Below are 22,006 nucleotides of genomic sequence, written 5' to 3'. Positions count from 1 at the left end.
ACGATCTACACGAGGCCCCCAGCAGGAGACCCGGCATGCAGAAACTGACCCAGGCCCAACGCGAACAGTGGGCGATCGACGGCTACATCCGCGTCGAACAGGCCCTGTCACCTGAGCAGGTCGCGTTCTTCGACGCCGAACTCGACCGTGTCCGGCAGCTCCCGGGCTGGGAGCCGAACCCCGACGGACCGCTCGGCCACTACGCCTGGCTCGACCACGCCGTCGACCGCGACCCTGAGGGCTTCATGGACCGCCGGGTCCTGCTCCACTACGACCAGGCGTTCCTCGACCTGATGGACGCCTCGCCCGTCTTCGACCTGGTCACCGACATCATGGGCCCATACGTCGTGCTCAGCATGAGCCAGGCGATCGTGCGGCCGGTCAATCCCAGGTGGCCCGGCTACACCCACACCGACGGCGGCGAGGCGCTCCGCCGCATCCGGGTCACCGAAACCAGCCTGCCGCTGGCGATGAAGGGGATGTACCTGCTCTCCGACATCACGGACGACGACAGCGGCAACTTCACCGTCTTCCCCGGGAGCCACATGCGCCCGTTCCCCGATCGGCCCTACCCGGCGCCGGGGCCGAAGACGCCGGGCGCTGTCCAGCTCAAGGGCAAGGCAGGCGACTGCATCCTCTTCCCGCACTCGCTCTGGCACGGCCCGTCCGTCAACGCGTCGCCACGCGCACGCAAGACGATCCTCTACAACTACTGCCAGTTGTTCCTGCGCACCTACGACCCGGAGCCCACCCCCGAAGTCCTGGAGCGCTGCACGCCGCGGCAGCGACGCCTGCTCGGCGACCTCGGCTACGACTTCCGGCCGGGCTCGTACTTCTACGCGCCGCAGGACCAGGTCGAGGTGATCGCCGGCGAGGGCGCCTGACGACCACGGAACGGGAGGTGCTCATGAGCGCAGCGCACCCCGGCGGCCACCGCGCCCGCCACCGCCGGAAGGCACTCGCCGCGCTGTGCGCCTGCATGGCGCTGGCGTGCTCCAACATCGCCGCCCCGGGCCCGGAAAGCCCGCCGATCCCGGCAGAACCGCGGCAAGGCCCGCTGACCGGCCTGCTCGACGATCTGGGTCGGATCGTCGGCCGCGAGACGGTGGATCGCGGAGACGAGTTGCTCGGCATGTTTCGTGAGCGGGGGCTCGATCCTGAAGTACATGAATTCCCGGCTACGGCGAGTGAACGGCAACCGCGAGTAACAGGGAAGAACCTGATCGCCACGGTCGGCGAAGGACCTCGCGACATCGTGGTCGGCGCGCACTACGACGTGGCTCGGCTCCAGGACGGCACGGTCGTCGGGGGCGCCGTGGACAACGGCGCGGCCTCGGTCGTCCTCACCAGGGTCGCGGAGTCCCTGAAACGACACGAGTTGAGCCACCGCGTCCGGGTCGTTCTCTTCGACCTCGAGGAAGCCGGGCTCCTCGGCTCTCAGGCCTACGTCCAGGCGGAAGACACCGCCCGTGTCGCCGCCATGGTCAACGTCGACGTGGTCGTCGGCGACGAGACGTTGATGTACGGACCGACGTCCCACGAGGGAAACGACACGGTCTACCGGAGCCTCCGCGTCGCCTGCGCCACGAGCGAGCTCACGTGCATGGGTTTCCCCCGCTATCCCCCGAGCGACGATCGTCCCTTTCAGGCCGCGGGAATCCCCAACGTCTCGGTCGCCGTGAACGACGCCGCTGCGTCGCATCAGATGTGGCTCGCGCTGAACCTGGGCGCTCAGTCCGGGCTCCGCGAGGGCTTCGTGCCCGAGGTCTTCCGGATCATCCACTCGAGCAGAGACACAATCGAGCACGTCAGTGAAGCTGCGATGAACCACCTTCACGACCTGGTCGTGGCGCTTGTGCTTGAGTTGGACCGGTCTCTGTAAGGGGAACCGTGCCGGACACGGAGCCCCAGGGAACAGCGCAGATCCCGTTCCGCGAGTGGTTGCGAGGCGGCAAGTGGCTGGCCGGGCTGGCCGGTGGCGCGATCGCCGCTCCCATCGGGATCCAGCTTCACGAACTGGGGCACTTCGCCGTCAACGTCGCCTGTGGATTCCCCGACAACGTCCTGCGCTACGCCTCGGTCAGTTGGACAGGTTCCAGCGAGTTCCGCCGGCTCTGGCGCGCCGGAGATGTCGAGGCGGCGGCCGCGATTGCCGAACCGTGGCAGGTGGCCTTGAGCGCCGCCGCGGGGCCGATCGTCTCCTACCTGACGGCCATTGGCTTCGTGCTCTGGGTCCAGAGATACGGTCCCGGTCCCCTTTCGCTGGTTCTCGGGAGCGGATTCGTCGCTCCTCTGCAAGGTATAGCGGCGATTCCGGTGATCGCGATCGACCTGTTTGGTGGCGGATTCAGGGGAAACCAGGACGAAGCCAACTTCGCGGCGATCACGGGAGTCCCCGCGTCGCTTGCCGTTCTGCCCGGGCTCATTTGCCTGGTGCTCAGCTACTGGTTCCTCGTCACCGGGTTTCCTCGCGGCCAGAGGTTGCGCGCCGTCGTGCCGCCGTTGCTCGGGGTTGCCCTCGGCATTGCCCTGTGGGGCTCGGTCCTGGGGCCTCTGGTCCTACCCTGATCGGCGAAGCGCCTCGTCAGGGAGGATCGGCGTAGGGCTCGTCCATGGGCACGAACTCCGTCTCCAGCCGGGCTGCCCGGCTCCACTCGCGCATCGCCATCGTGTCGAGCAGGGCGCGGCAGTAGTCCTGGGCTTCGCGGTCCAGCGGAGGATCGTAGGTGGCGAACCGCGACGCGACCGGCAGAAAGCAGGCGTCGGCGGCCGAGAAGTTGCCGAACAGGTACGGACTCCGCGTGCCGAACTCGGCGCGGGCATCGCCCCAAAGGGCGGTCAGCCGTTCGATATCGGCGATGACTTCCGGCTCGTGTCCCTTACCCGGGTGGTGCGAGCGGATGTTCATCGGCATCGCCGAGCGCAGCGCCGCGTAGCCGGAGTGGAAGTTCGCGACCAGGGACCGGGCGCGGGCCCGGGCTCGCGGATCCGCCGGCCAGAGGCCACGGTCCGGATAGAGGTCGGCCAGCCGCTCGACGATCGCCGAGGTGTCAAAGGTGGCGAAGCCGCTCCCCGGATCGCCCTCCCAGAGCACGGGTACGAGGCGCGTAGGAGACAGGCGTCCGATGTTCGCCTCCCAGTCCTCCGAGTCGAACTTCAACATCCGCTCGGCGAACGGGATGCCGAGTTCGGTCATCAGGGCCCACGGCCGAAGCGACCACGACGAGTAGTTCTTGTTGCCGATGACGAGGGTGAGCGCTTGCGGCATGGGCGGCGGAGCCTACACCCAACCGGGTTGACGGAGGCGGTGCAGGCGCTATTCTGAACGCCGGTGTCCACCACCAGAAGAAAGCGCGATCTCCTCCCGGCCGTCCTGGTACTGGCCGCGGTGTCCAGCGCCCCGCTCTGCGCCCAGGCGGGCTCGGCCTGGTCCCCGCCCGGCGACATCGACGGGCTGTGGGATTTCGCCACCGCCACACCGCTCCAGAGACCCGCGGCCCATGCCGAAAAGGAGTACTTCACCGTCGAGGAGGCGGCCCAGTTCGAACGCGACACGATCGCGCGCCGCGCCGAGGCCCAGAAGCGGAGCCCGAGCGTCCACGCCCCGTACTGGCTCGACCACGGGCGCAACGTGCAACCGTCACGACGCACTTCGTTGATCTTCGACCCGCCGAACGGCCGCATCCCGCCGATGACCGAAGACGGCCGGCGCCGAGCTGAGAAACGCCGCGACCTGCGCGCCAGCCCGCCGGCCGGTCCCGAGGACCGCAACCTCTGGGAACGCTGCCTGATGGGCTTCAACGCCGGACCGCCGATGAACCCCGGCGGCTACAACAACAACGTGCTGATCCTCGTAACGCCGGACACCGTCGCGCTGCTCAACGAGATGGTCCACGACACCCGGATCGTCCCCCTCGACGACCAGCCCCGTCTGCCTGAGCACGTACGCCAGTTCAAGGGCGATTCGCGCGGCCACTGGGACGGCGAGACCCTGGTCGTCGAGACCTGGAACTTCGATCCCCGGATCAGCTTCGCCGGCTCCGGGGGCAACATGCTCCTGACCGAACGCTTCACCCGCTACGACGAGGACACCCTCCTCTACGAGTACACGATCGACGACCCGGAGTCCTTCGAGCGCCGCTGGAGCGCCCGCGTCGAAATGAAGAAGTCAGACCAGGCGATCTTCGAGTACGCCTGCCACGAGGGCAACTACGGCCTGCTGAACATCCTCGAGTACGCGCGGACCAACGAGAAACGGGCTAGCCAGGCTCCAGCAGAGTGACCCCCGGCAGCCGCGCCGCCTTCCGGTCGAAGGTGTAAAGCGGCACCGCCCCGGCCCGTCGAGCCGCGGCCGCGATCATCCGGTCGGCGAAGTCGGCGCCGCCACGACGATAGCCGCCTGTGGCCTCCACTACGTCGCTCGCGCTTTCGATCTCGACCGCCGCAACGTGGACGAGTTGATCGAGGAAGCTTGCGATCCGCTCTCGCCCAAAACGGAAGGTGTACTCCAGTGCCCAAACCAGCTCGACCAGAACCTCTCGACTGACGAACCCCGGCTCGTCGAGCGTCAACTGCAGCATCAGCTTCTCCGCCGCTTCCCCCTGCTCCTCGTCGTCCCGGAGGAAGAACCGAAGGAGGACATTCGTGTCGAGAGCGATCACTTACGACCGGCGCCTCCGACGGCGACCCGTTCCGCTTCCTCTGGCGTTTCCGGCGACCAGTCGTCCCCCAGCGCACTGCGGCAGGCCCCCTCGATGATCCCTCTCTCGATGTCCTCCAGGCTCATGGGGGGGCCGTCGTACTTCAGAATGCCGTGCAGCCGCTCGATCGGCAATACAGGCGCGATGCGGACCTCCCCGTCGCAGATGAGGTAGCGCACTTTGTCCCCCGCCTTCAGGTCAAGCGCTTCGCGCACCTGCTTGGGAAGGGTCGTCTGCCCCCGGGAAGTAATCGTCGATTCCGGCAAGCGAGTTGGCTGCTGTACTTTCATCCCGCTAGTCTGCCTTACCCATGAACCATACGCAAGGCACCCGCGGCTAGCTACACGGACTCGCTAGGACGCGGACGCCCCTCGCAGCGCGCAGCTTCCAGCCCGTGCGGAGGCCGTGGGAAGGGGTCCCTGCGGGCTGGAGACAAGCGACTGCCGGTCAACCCCCAGTAGCCCACGACAGAGCGGAGCGCAGTCGACCGAAGCGAGCGCCCGACTTCTCATCCACCAAGCCGGCGCGCACCCACGTGGCGCGACCCGCGTCACGCGCGTCGCAGTCCGTGCGTCCGCTCGCGGACGCGCGGATGCTGCGTCCGCAGGGACCCCTTTCCACGGCCTCCGCACGGGCGGGTGCAACCGACGCCTCAGCCGCCGGAGGCGTACGCGGCGACGTCGTCGCGGTGCGTCCACCAGCCGGGGCTGGTCCACCAGTCGCTGCCGGGGGGCGGAGTCGGCTGGAACAGGAAGACGCCGGAGGGCGCGAACTCGATGCCGCGGAGGCGCTTGCTGAAGGCGCGGATCTCGGAGTAGTTCCACATCATCGTGAACGGCTGATCCTCGGCGACGACGTAGGCCAGTTCGCGGTAGATCGCGGCGCGAGCCTCCGGCTCGAACTCGCGCCGGCCGCGTTCCAGCAACTCATCGACCCGGTCGCTCTTGTAGCCGACGTAGTTGCGGGCGTTGTCGTAGCTGGTCGAGTGCAGCCGGATCGTCCACTGGTCCGGGTCGGTGGTCACCTCGTCGGCGTCGGCATGGGCCTGGAACTCGTGTTCCAGCAGGTGCTGTTCGTGGGTCGCGTTCTCGTACTGGCGGAGCGTTAGCTCGACGCCGATGCTCCGCAGATCCTCGCGGTAGATGTCGGCCATCTTGACCGCATCGGCGAAGGTCTGCGCGAGCTCGAGCTCGAACGAGAACTTGACCTTCTCGCCGCCGATCTCCTTGTAGCGCCAGCCGTCGTCAGGGTCCGGTAGCCAACCGGCCTCGTCCAGCAACTCGCCGGCGCGCGCGAGATCGAACGGGTACTTCGGCACGTCCGGGTTGTAGCCCATGTGCTCCTTGTCCCAGAGCTGGTCCGTCTCGAGGTAGACGCCGTAGGTCACGTCGCGGATCACCCGCTTCTGGTCGTACGCATGGGTCATCGCCCGCCGCACCCGAACATCGGTGAAGAACGGGTTGCTGCCGTCCTGGTTCCAGCCAATCCTCGAGATACGCCGCGCCGGCGCCCAGCCCTTGACGCCGAACCGCTCGAACTCCTCGTCGTTGCTCTGGGTGGCGAACTGCTGCGGCGTGAACCAGTACTCGTCGAGCTCTCCCTTCTTGAACAGGAGCAGACCGAGGTTGCGGTCGCTCTGGGGCCGGTAGATCACCCTCTTGAACGGTGCCACGCGGGCGGCGTCGGGGAAGTCGTCCCAGCGTTCGACGACGATCTTGTCGGTCAGGGTCCAGGACACGAACCTGAAGGGGCCCGAGCCGATGACCTCCTCGCGCGCGTAGTGATTGAAGTACTCGCTGCTCCGCATCGTCGGGTCGTTCGCCAGCTCTTCCGGGTTGTTCCAGATGTGGCGCGGAATCGGCGGGACCCGCATCGCCAGCATGTTCGTGACCAGCGCGTCCTTGAAGTGAAACTCGACCGTCAGGTCGTCGATCACGTCGATCCGCTCGACCTGGTCGACGTCGTGCTTGTACATCGCCGCCGGCACGTCGTCCGAGGCCACCATGTCGTATGTGAACTTCAGGTCGTGCATCGTCCACGGCCTGCCGTCGTGCCAGGTCAGCCCCGGCCGGATGCGCACGCGGGCGCTCTTCCAGTCGTCCGCCATCACGCCCTCTTCGACCATGGTCTGGTTCCACACCGTCGTCATGTCCGCGTTGCGCGTCGTCAGCGCCTGAAACAGCGCGCTCGAGAGGTAGTAGTCCTCCCAGAAGATGGCGAAAATCGGGTTCAGCGTGCGCGGATCGCCGAGCATGTAACGCACCAGCGTGTCGTCCCGCGCAACGACTTCCGGCCGATCGAACGGGTACGGCTCGGTCAGCGTCGGTGGGTTGACGAGCGGGTCGGTAGCGGGGTCGTATGCCGGGCCCGAGGGACCCGTGGAGCGCTCCGGCAGCGGACCGGTGCAAGCGGCCGCGAGGAGCGTCAGGAACCCGATGAGGACGAGAACGGCGGCGGTTCGAAGCGGAAGCGATCTGCTGGGCATAGTGGCGGAACTGTAGCGCGGCCCCGGCAGCGCTTGGTCAGCGCAGGCGGTCGATCCGCCGCCGGTCGCGCTTGGTCGGGCGGCCGGCGCCGCGGCGTCTTCGCGCCGGCTCCGGCACCAGGAACGGATCGCGCTTGCGCGGCTCCGGCTTCGGCGGACTCAGATCCTCGTAGAGCCGCGGCGCCTCCGCCTTGGGCAGCGGCTTGTCTCTCAGTTCACGTACGACGAGAACCCGCTTCCAGTCGCGAATCCTGAACTCGATCCGGTCGCCAACCTTTAGCTGACGGTGCGCCTTCGCCTGCTGTCCGTTGACCGTCACCCGGCCGGCGACGCAGGCTTCGGTCGCCCTGGAGCGGGCGCGGAACATCCGCGACACCTGGAGCCACTTGTCGAGGCGGCTCACGTCGACCGCGGCGTCACCGCTTCCCGCGCCGCGGCAGGTAGAGGTCGGTGATGGTGCCTTCGTAGGCCTCGGCGGCGAAGCCGACCGTCTCCGAGAGCGTCGGGTGCGGATGCACGGTCAGCGCCAGATCGGCCGCGTCCGCGTTCATCTCGATCGCCAGCGCCGCTTCGGCGATCAGGTCGCCTGCATTGGTGCCGACGATGCCGGCGCCGACGACCCGGCCGCTCGACGGATCGAAGAGCAGCTTGGTCAGCCCTTCGGGCCGGCCTAGTGTCAGCGCCCGGCCGGAGGCGCCCCAGGGGAAGACGCCCTTCTCGTAGGCCGTGCCGTTCTCGCGCGCCTCCGTCTCGGTCAGGCCGACCCAGGCCACCTCCGGATCGGTGTACGCGACCGACGGAATGACCCGCGCCTCGAAGCCGCTCTTCTCCCCCGCCGCGACCTCGGCCGCGACCTTTCCCTCGTGGGTCGCCTTGTGCGCCAGCATCGGACCGGGCACCACATCGCCGATCGCGAAGATGTGCGGCACGTTCGTGCGCTGCTGATCGTCGACCGGCACGAAACCCCGTTCGTCAATCCGAACGCCGGCCGCCTCCGCGCCGAAACGGTCGCTGTTCGGCCGGCGGCCGACCGCGACGAGGACTCGCGCGAAGAGGCCCGAGCGGGACTCGCCGTTGTCATCTTCCATCGCCACCAACAGACCGTTCTTCTGCGCCTTGACACCGGTCACCCGGGTCGAGGTGCGTATCCCCTCCAGGCGGCCGGCGAGGCGACGCTGGAGCGGACGGACCAGGTCGCGGTCAACGCCCGTCAGAAGCTGCGGCAACAGCTCGACGACCGTCACGCGGTAACCGAGAGCGGCGTAGACCGTCGCCATCTCGAGGCCGATGATGCCGCCGCCGATCACGAGCAGCTTGCCGTCGGGCGCGAAGTCAGGGTCGAGCTCCAGCGCGTCGGTCGAGTCCCACACCCGCGGGTCGCCTTCCGGCAGGCCCGGAATCATCGCCGGACGCGAGCCGACGGCGACGATTGCCTGGCCGAAGGTCAGCGTGCGGCGGCCGTCGTCCGCGTCCGCGACCTCGACTTCGTGCGGACCGACGAAGCGACCGTGGCCGCGCACGACGTCGACCGTGCGCCGCTCGGCGAGCTGGGCCAGGCCTCCCGTCAGCCGGCCGACGACTTCCTCCTTCCAGCCCGCCAGGCGCGCCCGGTCGATCTCGGGCTGCCCGAAGTCGATGCCGTGAGCCGCGAACTCGGCCGCCTCGTCGATCACGCGGCCCGCGTGCAGCAGGGCCTTGGAGGGGATGCAGCCGACGTTCAGGCATACGCCGCCGAGGTTCGCGTGCGGTTCGACGAGCACGACCTGGCGACCGAGGTCGGCAGCGCGGAAGGCCGCGGTGTAACCGCCGGGGCCGGCGCCGAGGACCAGGACTTCGGCGTCGACCTCTCGCGGCGCGGCGACGGCAGGGCCGACCGCCGCTTCAGGCGCCGCCGACTCTTCTTCCGCGCCCTGCGCGGCCAACTCCGCGCCGGTCTCCAAGGCGGCACTCCTCCCGGACGCCGGCGGCGGCGCATGCGGATGCCGCGGCCTCTCCGCCCGATGATCGGGGTGCGACTCGTCATCGGCGTCGAGCACGACGATCAGGTCCCCCTCCCCCACCTTATCGCCGAGCGAGACCGCGACTTCCAGGACGACGCCGCAGTGGGGCGACGGCACCTCCATCGACGCCTTGTCGCTCTCGAGCGTGATCAGACCCGCGTCGATGTCGACGTGCTCCCCCGGAGAGACCAGGACCTCGACGACATCGACGGAGTCGAAGTCGCCGATGTCGGGTACGACGATGCGAATCGGTTCGGCCATCTCGCCAGCGTCAGAGCACGACCCGGCGGATGTCCGAGAGCACCAAACACAGGTGGGTCGTGAAGCGCACCGCGTAGGCGCCGTCGATCACCCGGTGGTCGTACGACAGTGAAACCGGCAGCATGAGCCGGGGCGCGAGGCCCGCGCCGACGTAGACCGGCCGCCGCACGGAGCGCGACACGCCCAGGATGCCGACCTCCGGCGCGTTGACGATCGGCGTGAAGGCGGTGCCGCCGATGCCTCCGAGACTCGAGATCGTGAACGTGGCGCCCTGGATGTCGGTGGGCCGGAGCTTCCGCTCGCGCGCCCGGCCGCTGACTTCGCCGAGTTCGCCGGCCAGTTCGTAGACGGTCTTCCGGTCCACCTCGCGCACCACGGGCACGACCAGGCCGTCCGGCGTGTCGACCGCGACACCCAGGTTGTAGTAGCGCTTGAGAACCAGGGACTCTCCGTCCGGGGCGAGCGACGAGTTCATCTCCGGGAACTCGACAAGCGTTGCCGCCACCGCCTTCATCAGGAAGGCCAGCAGGGTGAGCCGGACGCCGCGCTCGCGGGCCTCGTCGAGATGTGCCCGGCGGAAGGCCTCGAGATCCGTGATGTCTGCCTCGTCGTGCTGGGTCACGTGCGGCACGTTCAGCCAGCTCCGGTGGAGGCTCGCCGCCGAGAGCTTGCGGATGCGGCTAAGCGGCCTCTGCTCGACCGGCCCGAACTTCGAGAAGTCGACCTCCGGGACGGGCGGAATGCCGGCGCCGGCAACCTGCGGTCCGCGACCCGTCATCACCTCCTTGACGAAGCCCTCGACGTCCTCGCGCAGGATGCGTCCCTTGGCGCCGCTGCCGGAGACCCTGCGCAGGTCGACGCCGAGCATGCGGGCGAAGCGCCGCACCGCCGGGCTCGCGTGGGGCGGCGCCGAAGTCGCGGCCGGCCCGTCGGCCGCGGGGGGCGGCGGCCGGCGACCACCGCCCGCCGGCCGCGGTTCGGCAACGGGCGGCGGTGCGGGCGGCGCGGAGGCTGCAACCGGCTCCGACCGGGCCTCCGCCTCGGCTTTCGCAACCGTGTCCGCCGGCTCGATCGTCAGGATCAGATCGCCTCCGCCGACCTGGCCGCCGAGTTCCACCGCGATCTCGACCACCCGGCCCGCCGCCGGAGACGGCACCTCCATCGACGCCTTGTCGCTCTCGAGCGTGATCAGGGACTGGTCGACCGAGACCTCGTCGCCGACCCCCACCAGGACCTCGACGACATCGACGGAATCGAAGTCGCCGATGTCGGGAACGACGACGGAAAGGGTCTCACTCACGCGGTGGCCGGGTTCGGTGCGTTCGGGTCGATGCCGTAGGCGGCGATCGCCCTGGATGGCGCCTCGGGATCGATCTCGCCGTTCTCGGCCAGCGAGGCCAGCGCGGAGACCACGATGTGCCGGCGGTCGACCTCGAAGAAGGCCCGCAACTGCTCGCGCGTGTCGCTGCGGCCGAAACCGTCGGTGCCGAGCGTCCGGTACGGACCCGGGACGAAGGCACGGATCTGGTCCGTGTAGACCTTCATGTAGTCGCTCGCTGCAACCGTCACGCCGCCGCGCCCGGTGAGGCACTGGCGGACGTAGGACACCTTCTTCTCCTCGCCCGGATGGAGGCGGTTCCAGCGCTCCACCTCGATGCCGTCGCGCCGCAGCTCGTTGAAGCTGGTTGCCGACCACACTTCGGCGGACACCTTCCAGTCCTCCTCCAGCATCTCGGCCGCGGCCTCCGCCTCACGCAGGATCGCTCCCGAGGCCAGCAGCGTGGCTCGCATCCGATGGCGCGAGCCGGGCCGGATCCGGTGCAGGCCGCGCCGGATGCCCTCTTCGGCGCCGGCGGGCATCCTGGGGTGCTCATAGTTCTCGTTCAGCGTCGTCAGGTAGTAAAAGACCGGCTCCTCCTCGGCGTACATCCGCCTCAGGCCGTCCTGGAGGATCACTGCGAGTTCGTAGGCGTAGGTCGGGTCGTACGAGACGCAGTTCGGCACCGTCGAGGCGGTGAGATGACTGTGGCCGTCCTGGTGCTGGAGGCCCTCGCCGTTGAGCGTCGTCCGCCCCGACGTGCCGCCGATGAGGAAGCCCCGCGCCTGCATGTCGGCCGCGGCCCAGATCAGGTCGCCGACCCGCTGGAAGCCGAACATCGAGTAGAAGATGAAGAACGGGATCATGTGGAAGCCGTGGTTGGCCGCCGAGGTTCCCGCCGCCATCCACGAGCAGAGCGAGCCGGCCTCGTTGATTCCCTCCTGGAGAATCTGACCGTCTCGAGCCTCCCTGTAGGGCGCGATCTTGTGGGCGTCGACCGGTTCGTAGAGCTGGCCGGTCGGCGCGTAGATGCCGAGCTGCCGGAACATGCCCTCCATGCCGAAGGTGCGCGCCTCGTCAGCGACGATCGGCACCAGGCGGTTGCGGATCGCGGGGTTTCGCGTCAGCAGCGTGAACAGGCGCACGAACGCCATCGTGGTCGAGAACTCGCGCCCGCGGCTGGACCGCAGCAGGGCGTCGAAGGCGTCCAGTTCCGGCACGTCGAGCGGTGTCGCGGCGAAGGTCCGCGCCGGCAGGTAGCCGCCCAGCGCCTCGCGGCGCTCCTTCATGTAGCGGATCTCGGGACTGTCCTCCGGCGGCCGGTAGAACGGCGTCTCTTCCAGATCCTCGTCGGAGACCGGGATGTCGAGGCGATCCCGGAAGCCCATCAGCGCCCGCAGGCCCATCTTCTTCTGCTGGTGGGTGACGTTCATCCCCTCGCCGGCCTCGCCCATGCCGTAGCCCTTGACCGTCTTCGCCAGGATGACCGTCGGCTGCCCGGTGTGCCTCACCGCCGCCGCGTAGGCCGCGTAGATCTTGTGCGGGTCGTGGCCGCCACGGTTCAGCCGCCAGATGTCCTCGTCGGTCAGGTGGGCGACCATCGCCTTGAGTTCCGGGTACTTGCCGAAGAAGTGCTCGCGCACGAAGCCGCCGTCCTGGCTCGCCTTGTACGCCTGGTACTCGCCGTCGACCGCCTCCTCCATGCGCCGCCGCAGCAGCCCGTGGCGGTCGCGCGCCAGCAGCGGATCCCAATACGACCCCCAGACCAGCTTGATCACGTTCCAGCCGGCGCCGCGGAACACCGCCTCGAGCTCCTGGATGATCTTGCCGTTGCCCCGAACCGGGCCGTCGAGCCGCTGCAGGTTGCAGTTGACGACGAAGATCAGGTTGTCGAGGTTCTCCCGCGACGCAAGGGAGATCGATCCCAGGGACTCCGGCTCGTCCATCTCGCCGTCGCCCATGAAGGCCCACACCTTGCGGCCCTCGGTGTCGACCAGACCGCGGTTGTGCAGGTACTTCATGAACCGGGCCTGGAAGATCGCCATCAGCGGTCCGAGTCCCATCGACACGGTCGGGTACTGCCAGAACCCCGGCATCAGCCAGGGGTGCGGATAGGACGACAGCCCGCCCGGCTGTGACTCGCGCCGGAAACGGAGCAGTTCCTCCTCGCTCAGCCGGCCCTCCAGGAAGGCGCGGGCGTAGATGCCCGGCGAAGAGTGACCCTGGATCATGACCAGGTCGCCGCCGTGGTCCTCGGAGGGCGCGCGGAAGAAGTGGTTGAAGCCCACGTCGTAGAGCGTGGCGGCGGAAGCGAAGGACGCGATGTGCCCGCCAAGTCCCTCGTAGTCGTGGTTGGCGCGCACGACCATCGCCATCGCGTTCCAGCGGATGATGCTGCGAATCCGCCACTCGAGTTCCGCGTCGCCCGGCAGCGGTTCCTGCGCCCTGGCCGGAATCGTGTTCAGGTAGGCGGTCGTCGCCTTGTACGGAAGGTACGCCCCGGAGCGTCGAGCCTGATCGACCAGGGCCTCGAGCAGGAAGTGCGCCCGCTCCGGCCCCTCGCGGTCCATGACCGCTTCCAGAGCCTCCAGCCACTCGGCGGTTTCAGCCGGATCGATGTCCTGGCGCGCCGTGTCCGCTCCGGGCCTGTTCGTGGGATCCATGTCCATCTCTTTGTCGCCCAAGGGCTTTCGGCGCATGCTCGCGCGACCCCGGGAACCTTCGATTCTACCCGCCCAGGGCACCCCAGGCGGGCTCGGAACAACGGCGGGGAGCAGCGCCGGATTCCACGGCTGCTATGGTCTAGCGCGCTGGGTGTGGCTGGAACGACAGCCTGAGACCGCGTTGGATTGGCTCCGTCGCCGAGCCTGGACGCGGAAGCCTTCGAACCTGAAACGGTTGACACCGACGTAGGGAATGCAGCCATGACGATTGCCGACCGAATCCCGCAGAGCGCGGCCCCCCTGCTGAGCCGTGATCCCCTCCCCAACTCGCGCAAGGTCCACGTCGAGGGCTCGGATCCGTCGATCCGCGTCCCGATGCGCGAGATCTCCCAGTCGCCGACGACCGCCGGCGCGGGTCCGTCCGCCGCAAGCGGCCTGACCGCCCTGGGGCCGAGAGAGGAGAATCCGCCGGTCGTTGTCTACGACACATCGGGGCCGTACACGGACCCGACCGTCGAGATCGACGTTCGCCGCGGCCTGGAACCGATCCGCCGACCCTGGATCGAAGCGCGCGCCGATGTCGAGCAACTCGACCACGTCTCCTCCAGCTACGGTCGCGAGCGCGCCGCGAACCCGCGGCTCGACCACGTCCGGTTCACCGCCGGCCGACGGCCGCTGCGAGCCCGAGCCGGCGCCCGCGTAACGCAAATGCACTACGCCAAACGCGGCGAGATCACGCCGGAGATGGAGTACATCGCCATCCGCGAGAACCAGCGCCGCGAGCAGATCGCCGGCGAGATCGCGGCCCAGCACGCCGGGGAGAGCTTCGGCGCCACGATCCCGCAGACGATCACGCCCGAGTTCGTGCGCTCCGAGGTCGCCCGAGGACGCGCGATCATCCCCGCGAACATCAACCACCCGGAACTCGAGCCGATGGCGATCGGCCGCAACTTCCTGGTCAAGATCAACGCGAACATCGGCAACTCGGCCGTCACCTCGTCGATCGAGGAGGAGGTCGAGAAGATGGTCTGGGCGATCCGCTGGGGCTCCGACACGGTGATGGACCTCTCCACCGGCCGCAACATCCACGAGACCCGGGAGTGGATCCTGCGCAACTCGCCGGTGCCCATCGGCACCGTGCCGATCTACCAGGCCCTGGAGAAGGTCGACGGCCGGCCCGAGGAGCTGACCTGGGAGATGTTCCGGGACACCCTCATCGAACAGGCCGAACAGGGCGTCGACTACTTCACGATCCACGCCGGCGTCCTGCTCCGCTACGTGCCGCTGACGGCGAAGCGGCGCACCGGCATCGTCAGCCGCGGCGGCTCGATCATGGCCAAGTGGTGCCTCTCCCATCACAAGGAGAGCTTCCTTTACACGCACTGGGACGACATCTGCGAGATCATGGCGGCATACGACGTCTCCTTCTCGATCGGCGACGGGCTCCGGCCCGGCTCGATCGAGGACGCGAACGACGAAGCCCAGTTCGCAGAGCTCAAGACGCAGGGCGAACTGACCCGCCGCGCCTGGGACTTCGACGTCCAGGTGATGAACGAGGGCCCCGGTCACGTGCCGATGCACATGATCAAGGAGAACATGGACAAGCAGCTTGAGTGGTGCGATGAGGCGCCGTTCTACACCCTCGGGCCGCTGACGACCGACATCGCCCCCGGCTACGACCACATCACCTCCGGCATCGGCGCCGCGATGATCGGCTGGTTCGGCACCGCGATGCTCTGCTACGTCACCCCCAAGGAACACCTCGGTCTGCCCAACCGCGAGGACGTCCGCGAAGGCGTGATCACGTACAAGATCGCCGCCCACGCCGCCGACCTGGCCAAGGGCCACCCGGGCGCCCAGGCCCGGGACAACGCCGTCTCCAAGGCCCGCTTCGAGTTCCGTTGGGAGGACCAGTTCAACCTCTCGCTCGACCCGGAGCGCGCCCGCGCCTTCCACGACGAAACCCTGCCCCAGGAAGGCGCCAAGGTGGCCCACTTCTGCTCCATGTGCGGCCCCAAGTTCTGCTCGATGGAGATCACCCAGCAGATCCGCGACTACGCCGCGGAGAAGGGGCTCGAGGACGCGGAAGCCGTCGCCGCCGGGTTGAAGGAGAAGGCCGGGGAGTTCAAGAAGGCCGGCGGCGAAGTCTACGTTCCGGCCAAGTAGGCCGCCTGCGCGCTACCGCCGCCAAACCCGTCGCAAGCGGCGTGTTTGGCCCCAGCCCCCACCTCTCCAGGCGCTTGCGCCGAGCAGTCACTACGTTGCGCTTGAACGGCGCAAGCTCCTAGACTCGCCGCCGATGACGGAAAGCCGCCAGGAGAAGTTTTCGGGGACCCGGGAGGTCGCGGAGCGTCTCAGCTTCGACCTCGAGCCGCTGCAGCGGTACCTCGAAGAACACGTCGAGGGGTTCTCGGGCGACCTCCGGGTCCAGCAGTTCAAGGGCGGCCAGTCCTGCCCCACCTACCTGCTGGAGGCCGGCGGCAAGAGCTACGTGCTGCGCCGCAAGCCGCCGGGGAAGCTGCTGCCTTCGGCGCACGCCGTCGACCGCGAGTACCGGGTGATGACGGCGCTGCGCGACACGAACGTGCCGGTGCCGCGGACCTACTGCCTCTGCACCGACGAGTCGGTCGTCGGCACGATGTTCTTCGTGATGGAGCACGTGAAGGGCCGGATCCTCTGGGAGGCGCTGCTGCCTGGCATGGAGCCTGCCGAGCGCTTCGCCATCTACGACGCGATGAACCGGACGCTCGCGCGCCTGCATGCCGTCGACTACGAGGCCGTCGGACTTGAGACCTACGGCAAGCCGGGCAACTACTTCGCGCGCCAGATCCACCGCTGGACGAAGCAGTACCTCGCCTCTGAGACCCGCGACATCCCGGCGATGAACGCGCTGATCGAGTGGCTGCCGGCGAACATCCCGGAGAGCGACGAGACGACGATCGTCCACGGCGACTTCCGGCTCGACAACATGATCCTGCACCCGGAGCGGGCCGAGGTGATCGCCATTCTCGACTGGGAACTGGGCACGCTCGGCCATCCGCTGGCCGACTTCAGCTACCACACGATGCAGTGGGAGATCCCGAAGGACAAGGGCGGGCTCAAGGGCCGCGACCTCGAAGCGATCGGCATCCCGACCCTCGAGACGTACCGCGACGCCTATTGCCGGCGAACCGGCCGCGACGCCATCGCGCACTGGAACTTCTACCTCGCCTACAACCTGTTCCGCAGCGCCGGCATTGCCCAGGGCATTGCCGGACGGGTACGCGACGGCACCGCCGCCAGCGCCCATGCGAAGGAAGTCGGCGAATCGGTGCCGCGGACGGCCGGACTGGCCTGGGAAGCCGCTCAGCGAGCCTGAACTCGACCGCCGCCGCTGAGAACCCGGTCGGGCCTCGGACGTAGAAAGTCGGAACTCGCGGCCTATACTCCCGCCCGCCCCACTCCACCCGAATGGACTGGACCACCATCCGCCTGCTGTACCTGAGCGAACTCAGGTCGGCCCTGCGCGAGCGTTCCGTCCTGATCAACGGGATCCTGATCCCGCTCCTGATGTACCCGCTGATGATGTGGATCATGTTCTCGGGCATCCTCTTCGTCACGGCCCGCTTCGAGAGCTTCGCTTCGCGGGTCGAGATCGCGGGTCTGCCCGCGGAACACCGGGGCCTGCTCGAACGGCTAGAGGAAGACGAAGGACGGATCGAGATCACGGAGGTCGAGGCGCCGCCCGCCGGTGGCGCCGCCGCCTACCGCGAGGACGTCGAGAACCGCCTGCTGACCGGCGGACTCGACGCCGCCCTGATCTTCGAAACCACCGTCAATCCTCCGGGCAACGCCGACGTTTCACTGCTGAGCAACGGCTCGAGCGACCAGTCGCAGGCCGCCCGAGGGCGGCTGGAAAGGGCGCTCTCGGCGGAACGATCGGCCTGGCTGGACCGGCTCGCCGAACAGCACGGCCTCGGCGGCGCCGAGTGGCAGGTCTTCGACGTGCGCTCGAACAACCTCGCCACCGGCCGCCAGATGGGGCAGTTCGTGATGGGGATGATGATCCCGCTCTTCTTCGTCCTCATGATCGCGAACGGCTGCGTCTACCCGGCCATCGACTCGACCGCCGGCGAGCGCGAGCGGAACACCTGGGAGACCACGAGCACGCTCGCCACGCGGCGCATTCACATCGTGACCGCGAAGTACCTCTACGTGGCCACGATGGGCCTTGTCGCCGGAGCCCTCAACGCGGCCGCCATGGTCGTCTCCTTCCGCTCCTTCCTCGGGCCGCTCCTCGCCCGAATCGGGGGTGGAGACGGGAGCGGCTTCGCCTTCGAGCTGCCTCTGACCTCGCTGCCGGTCCTTCTCCTGACGGCCGTCCTGCTCGGCGCTCTCATCGCCGCCGCGATGATGATCCTCGCCGCCTTCGCCCGCACCTTCAAGGAAGGTCAGTCCATGGTCACGCCGGTCATCCTGGCGGTCATCCTCCCGGTCCTGCTGCTGAACGACCCGAGCATGACGTTCACGCCGGTGCTGGCGGGCATCCCGGTCGTGAACGTCGTGCTGCTGCTTCGCCAGGCGATCGCCGGCAACGTGCTCTGGCTGCAGCTGGCGATCACCGTGCTCGCCAACGCCGCCGCCATCGCGGCCTGCCTGTGGCTTGCGTCGCGCATCCTGCGGGTCGAGGAGATCGCCACCGCCTCCTTCGAAGGCAACCTGTTCCAGTTCCTGCGCCAGCGAGGCCGACCGGCGGGAGGTAGAGCGTGAGCCAAGTCCAGGTCGAAGTCCAGGGCCTGTCCAAGAACTTCTTCGACCAGTCCCGGGGCGAGGTCAACGCGGTCCAGGAGGTGGACTTCGAGTGCCGCAACTCCGAGATCTTCGGACTGCTCGGCGCCAACGGCGCGGGCAAGACGACGACGCTCAGGATGATCTCGACCGTGCTGCAGCCGACGGCCGGGACCGCCCGCGTGCTCGGGCACGACGTCGTCTCCGACCCGGTCGAGGTGCGCCGCAATCTCGGCTTCTACTCCGCGAGCACGGCGCTCTATCCGCGGCTCACCGCGCGCGAAACGCTGACCCTGTTCGCCCGGGTCAACAAGTACCCGGCTGCGCGAACCAGGGACCGTGTCGAGGAGATGATCGAGCGCTTCGGTCTCGGCGAGTACGCCGGGGCCCGTATCGAGAAGCTCTCGACCGGCATGAAGCAGAAGGTCTCGATCGCCCGCACCGTCGTCCACGACCCTCCCGTCCTGATCTTCGACGAGCCGACCGTCGGCCTCGACGTGCTAAACGCGCTCGACCTCCAGAAGGGCATCCAGGAACTGCGCGACGAGGGCAAGACGATCCTGTTCTCGACCCACATCATGAGCGAAGCCGAACGGCTCTGCGACCGGATCGCCATCATCGACAAGGGGCGGATCCGCGCCTGCGACGGCCTCGAAGGGCTGCGCGCGGCGACGTCGCAGCACTACCTCGAGGACATCTTCGTCCACTACGTCACCGCCGACGACACGACGGAGTAAGGCGGGCAGATGAACCGCCGGACCGTCACCGCGCTGGTTGTGAACGACCTGCGCCAGCTCGCCCGCAATCCGCGAGTGCTCGTGTTCGCGGTCGCCCTGCCGCTCGTCCTGTGGCCGTTGATGTGGTTCCTGACGTCACTGACCACGGAGCGCCGGCAGGAACGGATCGAGAGCCGCACCTACACGTACGCCGTGGCGGACGCAACAGCCAACGGTGCGAACAGCACCGACACGCGGATGTGGCTCGAACGGGCTCTGGCCGTCGTCGGCGACGACCGCCGGACCGGCGACGCCGAACCGGCGGACGGTCCGGCGGTTCGCTTCGAGCGAGCCGAAGCCCCCGACGATGTCGCCGCCGCGCTCGACGAAGGGCGACTCCACGTTCACGTGGCCTGGGAGGCCGGCGACGGCGAAGACCTGCCAGACGAAGACGTGGACCGGGAGACGGTCGGGAACGGCGACGCGGCCGCACCGCGCATCGTCCTCTCGTACCGCGCCGACCTCGACGCCTCGGACTCCGCCGAGGGGTTTCTGAGGCGGGCGCTCGAGCGCACCCGAACGGAACTCCGCGAACAACGGCTCGCGGCTGCCGGCTTCGCGTCGGCGCCGGATGACCTGCTGCCGCTCGAGCGGATCGAGACCGCCAGCGAGGAACAGACGTCCGGGCTGCTGCTGGGACGCCTGCTGACCGCGATCATCGTGATGATGATGCTCGCGGGCGGCTCGATCGTGGCGACGGACGCACTCGCCGGCGAGAAGGAACGCGGCACGCTCGAAACCCTGCTGACCACGGCCGCCAGCCGGGTCGAGATCGTCACCGCGAAGAACCTGTCGATCCTCGCCGTCGCCTTCGCCACCAGCGTGCTCAACATCGTGAACATCATCGTCTGGATGCAGCTCGATCTGATCGCGCCGCCCGCCGGCATGAAACTGGTCATTCCGGTCGGCGCCGGCCTGCTGCTGCTCCTGCTCTACGCGCCGGCCGCCGTGCTCCTCTCGAGCAGCCTGCTGCTGGTCTCCGGCCGGTCGAAGACGTACAAGGAAGCCCAGTTGCTGTTCGCGCCGGTGATGCTCGTCGCGATGGCCGTGGCAGCGATTCCCGTCCTGCCGGGCGTCGAGTTGCGCAGCGCGATCGTCCTGTTGCCGATCGCCAACCTCGGCGTCGCGGCCAGGGAGATCCTGACCGGCCACTACGACTGGCCGCTGCTCGCCGCCGCCTGGGCGGTGACGGGCGGCGCCGCCGCCCTGCTCGCCCGCGCCGCGCTGCGGACGCTGTCGGCGGAGAAGCTGATCACCGCCAGTGAACTCGACGCGGCCGACCTCGCCGGCGGGCCCGCGCTCTTCCCGCGCCGCGTCGCTGGCTGGTTCGCCGTTCTCTGGGCCCTGCTCCTGGTCTGGCAACTGAACATCGGGGGCGGCATCGACAGTCGGCTGCTGATCGTGATCAACATGTCCGTCTTCGGCGCCGCGGCGTGGCTGATGATCGCCCGCTACCGACTTCCCGTGCGCGAGACGCTGTCCCTGCGCAGACCCCCGCCCCCAGCCTGGCTCGGCGTCCTGATCGGCGCTCCGGCGGGTCTGGTGCTCGCCGACGGCGTCGTCCGCCTCGCCAGCCTGGTGATGCCCATTCCGGAGGAGTGGATCGAAGCGATGGCCGAAGCGTTCGGCGCGGACATCCCGGCCTGGCAGATGCTCTTCTTCTTCGCCATCCTCCCCGGCATCTTCGAGGAGATCGCCTTCCGCGGCGTCCTGCTCCACGGCCTGAAGAGCCGCCTCAGGCCCGTCCGGCTCGTGCTGGTCGCGGGCATCGCCTTCGGCTTCTTCCACGTCGACCTGTTCCGCATTCCGGGGACGTCCCTCCTCGGCGTCCTCCTCGTGATCGCCGTCCTCCGATCCGGCTCGATCTACCCCGCCATGGCCTGGCACGCCCTGCACAACGCCCTCGCCCTCGGCAGCGCCCGCATCGAACAGATCCAGCTCCCCGATCAACCAACCTGGTGGCACTACCTCCTCGCCCTCGCCGCCATCCTCCTCGCCTTCCGACTGATGCACCAGAACCACCAACGGGTAAGTCGTCCAGCCGGCAGCGGGCCGGAGGGGAGGGTCCCAGGGGGCTAGAGGCCAGCGACTGCCGAGTCTTTCCATCAACCAGTGCCGTGGCGGAGCGCAGCCGACCGCAGCGAACCCCACATTCCTCATCCACCAAGAGGGGGTGAGCGTCCCCTGGGACCCTCCCCTCCGGCCCGCTGCCGGCGGCAGATTAGTCCTCAGTTGACCCAGGGGCCGCGGCGCACGCGGTCGTCGTCCTTCGGCTTCTTGCCGCCTGGAACGACGCGGAAACGGCGGCGGCCGCGGTTCAGCTTCTGGCGGATGTACCAGCGTTCCAGCCGCAGCCGCGACTCGCGCATCAGGCCGCGCGTGCGCCCGGGCCGGAGCAGCGCGAAGACCGTGCCGACCGCCGTGCAGATACCGATGAAGCCGGCGAGATCTCCGTAGCGCAGGAAGCCGACCCAGGCGAAAGCGATCTCGATCCAGATGAACCACCGCGCCTTGATCGGCAGCACGAAGAACAGCATGATGGTGGCATCACGCCGGATCACCGCAAAGCCGGTGATCGCGATCGCCAGCAGCATCTGCTGGCCCTGCATGATGAGGAAGGCGTTCGGACCGGCACCGCCCGCCAGCATCTGCACCAGACAGGCCGCGACCGCAGCCACGCCTGCCGACATCCAGAGCAGGTTCCAGAACCGTTGCCTGCCTAGAGCCCAGCGCACATCGTTCGCGAACATGTAGAAGATCAGGAGGCCCACCAGGAACCAGATCGAGGGCCCGCCCCAACCCGCCGCCGGGTAGGTCAGGAGCTGCCAGACCATCCCTTGCTGCCACACCGAACTCGACAGCCGCATCATCTCCGGCACGAAGGCCAGCGTCGGGAAGAACTGCAGCGAGAAGGTGGCGAACAGCACCCCCACGAGCAGCAGCAGGTCGCGCGCATGCGGGCCCGAGAGCCCGCCGAAGCTCATCCTGCGCGCGTACGGTCCTCCACCCATCGTCATGACGGAGGGATTGTAGCTA

General features: G+C 68.4%; 18 protein-coding genes and 1 riboswitch. Of the genes, 9 read left to right on the top strand and 9 right to left on the bottom strand.

What is annotated here, in order from left to right; genetic code table 11:
* Positions 1-35: 35 nt before the first annotated feature.
* The 3 genes from OXI49_05605 to OXI49_05595 are packed head-to-tail and all read left to right on the top strand — an operon-like array spanning position 36 to position 2,568.
* Positions 36-884 carry a phytanoyl-CoA dioxygenase family protein gene (locus tag OXI49_05605; GenBank protein ID MDE2689971.1) on the top strand — a complete coding sequence of 283 codons (849 nt, stop codon included), beginning with the start codon at positions 36-38 and terminating at the stop codon, positions 882-884.
* Positions 885-907: 23 nt separating this feature from the next.
* Positions 908-1,882, top strand: coding sequence for a M28 family peptidase (locus OXI49_05600; GenBank protein MDE2689970.1), 975 nt, complete (start codon positions 908-910; stop codon positions 1,880-1,882).
* Between the two features lie 8 nt (positions 1,883-1,890).
* Positions 1,891-2,568, top strand: a complete 678-nt coding sequence (locus OXI49_05595; protein ID MDE2689969.1) for a hypothetical protein — start codon at positions 1,891-1,893, stop codon at positions 2,566-2,568.
* Between the two features lie 16 nt (positions 2,569-2,584).
* Here the strand turns inward: OXI49_05595 and OXI49_05590 are convergent, their stop codons facing one another.
* Positions 2,585-3,268 carry a glutathione S-transferase gene (locus tag OXI49_05590; GenBank protein MDE2689968.1) on the bottom strand — a complete coding sequence of 228 codons (684 nt, stop codon included), beginning with the start codon at positions 3,266-3,268 and terminating at the stop codon, positions 2,585-2,587.
* Between the two features lie 63 nt (positions 3,269-3,331).
* On the opposite strand from OXI49_05590, the gene OXI49_05585 reads away from it, so the two are divergent.
* On the top strand, positions 3,332-4,282 hold the full coding sequence (locus OXI49_05585; GenBank protein ID MDE2689967.1) for a hypothetical protein: 951 nt from the start codon (positions 3,332-3,334) through the stop codon (positions 4,280-4,282).
* Here OXI49_05585 and OXI49_05580 read toward each other — a convergent pair.
* From OXI49_05580 to aceE, 7 genes are all read right to left on the bottom strand, one after another.
* The gene (locus OXI49_05580) at positions 4,260-4,661 is read right to left on the bottom strand and encodes a type II toxin-antitoxin system VapC family toxin (protein MDE2689966.1); all 402 of its coding nucleotides are present in this window, start codon (positions 4,659-4,661) and stop codon (positions 4,260-4,262) included. The genes OXI49_05585 and OXI49_05580 overlap by 23 nt on opposite strands.
* Entirely contained in the window at positions 4,658-4,990 is a 333-nt protein-coding gene (locus OXI49_05575) for a type II toxin-antitoxin system PrlF family antitoxin (GenBank protein MDE2689965.1), read from the bottom strand. The genes OXI49_05580 and OXI49_05575 overlap by 4 nt, the downstream gene beginning before the upstream one ends.
* A 362-nt stretch (positions 4,991-5,352) precedes the next feature.
* Positions 5,353-7,185, bottom strand: coding sequence for an ABC transporter substrate-binding protein (locus OXI49_05570; protein ID MDE2689964.1), 1,833 nt, complete (start codon positions 7,183-7,185; stop codon positions 5,353-5,355).
* Between the two features lie 37 nt (positions 7,186-7,222).
* The gene (locus tag OXI49_05565; GenBank protein MDE2689963.1) at positions 7,223-7,588 is read right to left on the bottom strand and encodes a S4 domain-containing protein; all 366 of its coding nucleotides are present in this window, start codon (positions 7,586-7,588) and stop codon (positions 7,223-7,225) included.
* Positions 7,589-7,601: 13 nt separating this feature from the next.
* Complete coding sequence (gene lpdA / locus OXI49_05560; protein ID MDE2689962.1) at positions 7,602-9,446, bottom strand: dihydrolipoyl dehydrogenase; 1,845 nt, start codon at positions 9,444-9,446, stop codon at positions 7,602-7,604.
* A 10-nt stretch (positions 9,447-9,456) separates the two neighbouring features.
* Positions 9,457-10,746, bottom strand: coding sequence for a dihydrolipoyllysine-residue acetyltransferase (aceF, locus tag OXI49_05555; protein MDE2689961.1), 1,290 nt, complete (start codon positions 10,744-10,746; stop codon positions 9,457-9,459).
* Positions 10,743-13,433, bottom strand: coding sequence for a pyruvate dehydrogenase (acetyl-transferring), homodimeric type (gene aceE, locus OXI49_05550; protein ID MDE2689960.1), 2,691 nt, complete (start codon positions 13,431-13,433; stop codon positions 10,743-10,745). Before aceE ends, aceF begins: the two co-directional genes overlap by 4 nt.
* Positions 13,434-13,566: 133 nt before the next feature.
* A riboswitch (TPP riboswitch) is annotated at positions 13,567-13,698 on the top strand.
* Here aceE and thiC point away from each other — a divergent pair.
* From thiC to OXI49_05525, 5 genes are all read left to right on the top strand, one after another.
* On the top strand, positions 13,689-15,593 hold the full coding sequence (thiC, locus tag OXI49_05545) for a phosphomethylpyrimidine synthase ThiC (protein MDE2689959.1): 1,905 nt from the start codon (positions 13,689-13,691) through the stop codon (positions 15,591-15,593). It overlaps the preceding riboswitch by 10 nt.
* 133 nt (positions 15,594-15,726) lie before the next feature.
* The gene (locus tag OXI49_05540; GenBank protein ID MDE2689958.1) at positions 15,727-16,785 is read left to right on the top strand and encodes a phosphotransferase; all 1,059 of its coding nucleotides are present in this window, start codon (positions 15,727-15,729) and stop codon (positions 16,783-16,785) included.
* Between the two features lie 92 nt (positions 16,786-16,877).
* Entirely contained in the window at positions 16,878-18,176 is a 1,299-nt protein-coding gene (locus OXI49_05535) for an ABC transporter permease (GenBank protein ID MDE2689957.1), read from the top strand.
* A complete protein-coding gene (locus OXI49_05530) occupies positions 18,173-18,931 on the top strand; it encodes an ABC transporter ATP-binding protein (GenBank protein ID MDE2689956.1) in 759 nt (252 codons plus the stop codon). Before OXI49_05535 ends, OXI49_05530 begins: the two co-directional genes overlap by 4 nt.
* 9 nt (positions 18,932-18,940) lie before the next feature.
* Positions 18,941-21,049, top strand: a complete 2,109-nt coding sequence (locus OXI49_05525; protein ID MDE2689955.1) for an ABC transporter permease subunit — start codon at positions 18,941-18,943, stop codon at positions 21,047-21,049.
* Positions 21,050-21,198: 149 nt separating this feature from the next.
* On the opposite strand, the gene OXI49_05520 is transcribed toward OXI49_05525, so the two are convergent.
* A complete protein-coding gene (locus OXI49_05520; protein ID MDE2689954.1) occupies positions 21,199-21,987 on the bottom strand; it encodes a hypothetical protein in 789 nt (262 codons plus the stop codon).
* Positions 21,988-22,006 lie beyond the last annotated feature (19 nt).

Source organism: Acidobacteriota bacterium (assembly GCA_028875725.1).
Classification (GTDB): domain Bacteria; phylum Acidobacteriota; class Thermoanaerobaculia; order Multivoradales; family Multivoraceae; genus Multivorans.
This window is presented reverse-complemented; position numbering and strand designations above follow the sequence as displayed.

Coding starts and splice junctions, on each gene's coding strand:
- OXI49_05605 (MDE2689971.1), top strand. CDS start 36: ATGCAGAAACTGACCCAGGCCCAACGCGAACAGTGGGCGATCGACGGC.
- OXI49_05570 (MDE2689964.1), bottom strand. CDS start 7,185: ATGCCCAGCAGATCGCTTCCGCTTCGAACCGCCGCCGTTCTCGTCCTC.
- OXI49_05575 (MDE2689965.1), bottom strand. CDS start 4,990: ATGAAAGTACAGCAGCCAACTCGCTTGCCGGAATCGACGATTACTTCC.
- aceE (MDE2689960.1), bottom strand. CDS start 13,433: ATGGACATGGATCCCACGAACAGGCCCGGAGCGGACACGGCGCGCCAG.
- OXI49_05520 (MDE2689954.1), bottom strand. CDS start 21,987: ATGACGATGGGTGGAGGACCGTACGCGCGCAGGATGAGCTTCGGCGGG.
- OXI49_05535 (MDE2689957.1), top strand. CDS start 16,878: ATGGACTGGACCACCATCCGCCTGCTGTACCTGAGCGAACTCAGGTCG.
- OXI49_05540 (MDE2689958.1), top strand. CDS start 15,727: ATGACGGAAAGCCGCCAGGAGAAGTTTTCGGGGACCCGGGAGGTCGCG.
- thiC (MDE2689959.1), top strand. CDS start 13,689: ATGACGATTGCCGACCGAATCCCGCAGAGCGCGGCCCCCCTGCTGAGC.
- OXI49_05525 (MDE2689955.1), top strand. CDS start 18,941: ATGAACCGCCGGACCGTCACCGCGCTGGTTGTGAACGACCTGCGCCAG.
- lpdA (MDE2689962.1), bottom strand. CDS start 9,446: ATGGCCGAACCGATTCGCATCGTCGTACCCGACATCGGCGACTTCGAC.
- OXI49_05590 (MDE2689968.1), bottom strand. CDS start 3,268: ATGCCGCAAGCGCTCACCCTCGTCATCGGCAACAAGAACTACTCGTCG.
- OXI49_05600 (MDE2689970.1), top strand. CDS start 908: ATGAGCGCAGCGCACCCCGGCGGCCACCGCGCCCGCCACCGCCGGAAG.